Raw genomic sequence first — 2,615 nt, 5'->3', positions numbered from 1 at the left:
TTGAAAATAAAGAAAATAGAGAAAAACTCATAAAAACCCTAATAATACACTTAAATTCTTATTTAGAGGCTGAAAGTAATCTACAAAAAATCAAGATTTTAGTCAAAATATATCAAAATTTACAAAAATGTAGCCGAACTCCTGTTCTTATTGACATAGAAGAACTTGAATTTAACAAAGAAGACATTTTCGAAGAATTATTTTATGCTTTAGGCGGTTTAGGAGGTATGTATTCCGTAGAAATAATACAATCAAGAATTGCAAATTTCATCAAAATACTTGGCGGAGAACCTAAACTTTTATTAGAACAATTTTAAACACATAGACTTCTTCTTGAAGTCTATGCAAATACTCAATTTTAGAAAAATTAATTATTCAATAACGCAGCTTTTATTGTATCATTTGTTGCTTTGGCATATATAGCAGTAGTATTTAGTTTTGCATGTCTTAGAATTCCACAAGGTTTGTTCCTTTGGCTGTTAATCTCATGGCTAAAGTGTGTCTAAGCAAATGAAGTCCTTTTTTGCTGATCAAAGCTTTAGCGTAAATATTATTTACAATCAAAAAAGCATTGCTTCTATTTAAATGTTTTCCTGTGCTAGTTTGCATTATGTAATCACTATCTTGGATATTTTCTTTAAAATATTCAAGCTCATCATCTACTTCTTCTTTTTTAATAAATGCAAATTGTTCTTTACCGCCCTTGCCTATTATGGATATTTTTAATATTTCATCATCAACCTCTTCAAAATCACAAAGTTTTACATTTAAAGCTTCAGAAATTCTAAGTCCTCCATAAAGCATAAGTTTTTTCTAAAACTATTGTAAACTTCTTTTTTTGCTTTTTCTTTCTCTAAAACATTATTTAGCCTTATAATTTCATTTTCATTAAGATAATTTAATTTTCTTCTGATTTTTCTGTTCTAAATCTAATTTTCTTCATATCAAAGGAAAAAACAAACAAATCATCATTATTATCGCTTATAAAAGAAAAAAAGCTAGTTAATACTCTCAAATAAGTTATTTTTGTTTTTTTGATAGTTTATTGCCATTTTTTCTAAATAATTAATAAAATTGACTAAAAAAGTCGTTTTTATATCGTTTATTTGCATTTCATCTTGATATTCTAATAAATATTCTACAAATTCTAGTAAAATACGCCTATAAAGTAAAAAAGTATTATTTGAATAGGATAATGCTTGAATATGTTTCAAATAAGCTTCTATCCAACGCTCTAAATCTTCGCTTATTGTAGTATTTTTAAGTTTCATTTTATTTATATCCTTTTTTTATAACATAATAATATATTATGTTATATTTATTTGCTTGTGTTAATACCAAAATATATATTTTAATAGGCTTATTTTGAAATAAGATTATGTTATATATTTTAAATTATACCATAAAAATATTTATATTTTTGCATTATTTGTCTATTTATACAATTTTTTATTAAAATTATGGTATAATTTATTTATTTTAACAAATAAAGGATAAAAATGGAAAAAAATACAATAAATAATGAAAATATTCAAAAAAATGAAATATTAATTCCAAAAAGAGTTTTATTTGATGAAAAAACATTAAAAATGATAGAAATGATGATTCCTACTTACAAAGATGAAATTTCTAATGCAAATAAAGAAAATGAGAAAATTAATCAAATGATTAAGCTTGCTATAGAAAAAATGTTTAAAAATGATTTTTTGAATAAAATAAATAATTTTTAATTAGGTTTTTTTATGAATAATGTTTTGTTGCACAGAATAACTGAGAAAGGAAACATTCGCTATTATAGCATAGAAATTATTGCCACTTTATTTGAGGAATATATGGTTGAGAGAGTTTACGGAAATGTGCGTTTTAAAAGTTGCACAGGAAGAAAAAATAATGTATTTCCAAGTTTTAATGAGGCACAAATTTTTTTGAGAAGTTAAAGAAACAAAAAATGAAAAAAGGGTATGCGTAAGTTTTTGCTCAAAAAATAAGAAAAAAACATTGATAAAATAGGCTTTTGAGATAAGCTTTTAGCTAAACTCTCAAAAACAGGTAAAAAATCCTTATCAAATCCGCTAATTTCAATTTTTATAGCCATTTATATCCTTTCTTATATAATTTTTATTTTTATTATACCATAAAGGGTTTTGTTGTAAAATTGGAAAAAACTTTTTTTATATATAAAATTACATAAATAAGACAATCAAAATACAATATAAAAGATTAAAGAATAGTAAAAACGGTTTTTTAAAAAAACTAATATAAATATATGGCTAATTATATAATTAATCCTCCTCTAAGCCATCATTAATTCCTGCTTCTGCAAGTTCAAGCTGTTCTTTTTGATACACTTTATCATCTTTAAAGGCTTCAAAACTTTTTTCCCATAAAACCTTTCTTTGCTCTATATATTCTTGATCTTTACACATATTAATCCTTTTTATTTATCAGGTTTAAAACCACTATCTAAAATTATTTTTGTCATTGCACCTTTAAGTTTATCAAAACGATTTAAAGCTTGCATATTACTAACTCTAAGCAATCTTATTTTATCATCTTTTTTATAAAACACTTTAAAAACTTCATCACTTTGTTTGTGTTTTACCATATCATCTAAA

General features: G+C 23.5%; 7 protein-coding genes. 3 read left to right on the top strand and 4 right to left on the bottom strand.

Annotated features, from left to right (window positions below; translation table 11 throughout):
- Nucleotides 1–29: 29 nt before the first annotated feature.
- A complete protein-coding gene (locus AJN69_RS00350) occupies nt 30–317 on the top strand; it encodes a hypothetical protein (protein ID WP_172671472.1) in 288 nt (95 codons plus the stop codon).
- A gap of 130 nt (nt 318–447) precedes the next feature.
- Here the strand turns inward: AJN69_RS00350 and AJN69_RS10550 are convergent, their stop codons facing one another.
- Together AJN69_RS10550 and AJN69_RS10545 are read right to left on the bottom strand one after the other, a co-directional pair.
- Nucleotides 448–804, bottom strand: a complete 357-nt coding sequence (locus AJN69_RS10550; RefSeq protein ID WP_148116010.1) for a site-specific integrase — start codon at nt 802–804, stop codon at nt 448–450.
- Nucleotides 805–998: 194 nt separating this feature from the next.
- Entirely contained in the window at nt 999–1,271 is a 273-nt protein-coding gene (locus tag AJN69_RS10545) for a site-specific integrase (RefSeq protein WP_126265302.1), read from the bottom strand.
- A gap of 228 nt (nt 1,272–1,499) precedes the next feature.
- On the opposite strand from AJN69_RS10545, the gene AJN69_RS00335 reads away from it, so the two are divergent.
- Together AJN69_RS00335 and AJN69_RS00330 are read left to right on the top strand one after the other, a co-directional pair.
- On the top strand, nt 1,500–1,730 hold the full coding sequence (locus tag AJN69_RS00335; protein WP_044779695.1) for a hypothetical protein: 231 nt from the start codon (nt 1,500–1,502) through the stop codon (nt 1,728–1,730).
- Nucleotides 1,731–1,742: 12 nt separating this feature from the next.
- The gene (locus AJN69_RS00330; RefSeq protein ID WP_038401389.1) at nt 1,743–1,937 is read left to right on the top strand and encodes a polymerase; all 195 of its coding nucleotides are present in this window, start codon (nt 1,743–1,745) and stop codon (nt 1,935–1,937) included.
- Here the strand turns inward: AJN69_RS00330 and AJN69_RS09910 are convergent.
- Nucleotides 1,934–2,095, bottom strand: a complete 162-nt coding sequence (locus AJN69_RS09910; protein ID WP_162842081.1) for a hypothetical protein — start codon at nt 2,093–2,095, stop codon at nt 1,934–1,936. The two genes, AJN69_RS00330 and AJN69_RS09910, sit on opposite strands and share 4 nt — an antisense overlap.
- 187 nt (nt 2,096–2,282) lie before the next feature.
- Nucleotides 2,283–2,426, bottom strand: coding sequence for a hypothetical protein (locus tag AJN69_RS09905; RefSeq protein WP_002807233.1), 144 nt, complete (start codon nt 2,424–2,426; stop codon nt 2,283–2,285).
- Nucleotides 2,427–2,615 lie beyond the last annotated feature (189 nt).

The organism is Campylobacter sp. BCW_4338 (assembly GCF_001763255.1).
Taxonomy (GTDB): Bacteria; Campylobacterota; Campylobacteria; order Campylobacterales; family Campylobacteraceae; genus Campylobacter_D; species Campylobacter_D jejuni.
Note: the sequence above shows the minus strand (reverse complement) of the source record. Positions and strands in the feature narration are given on the sequence as shown.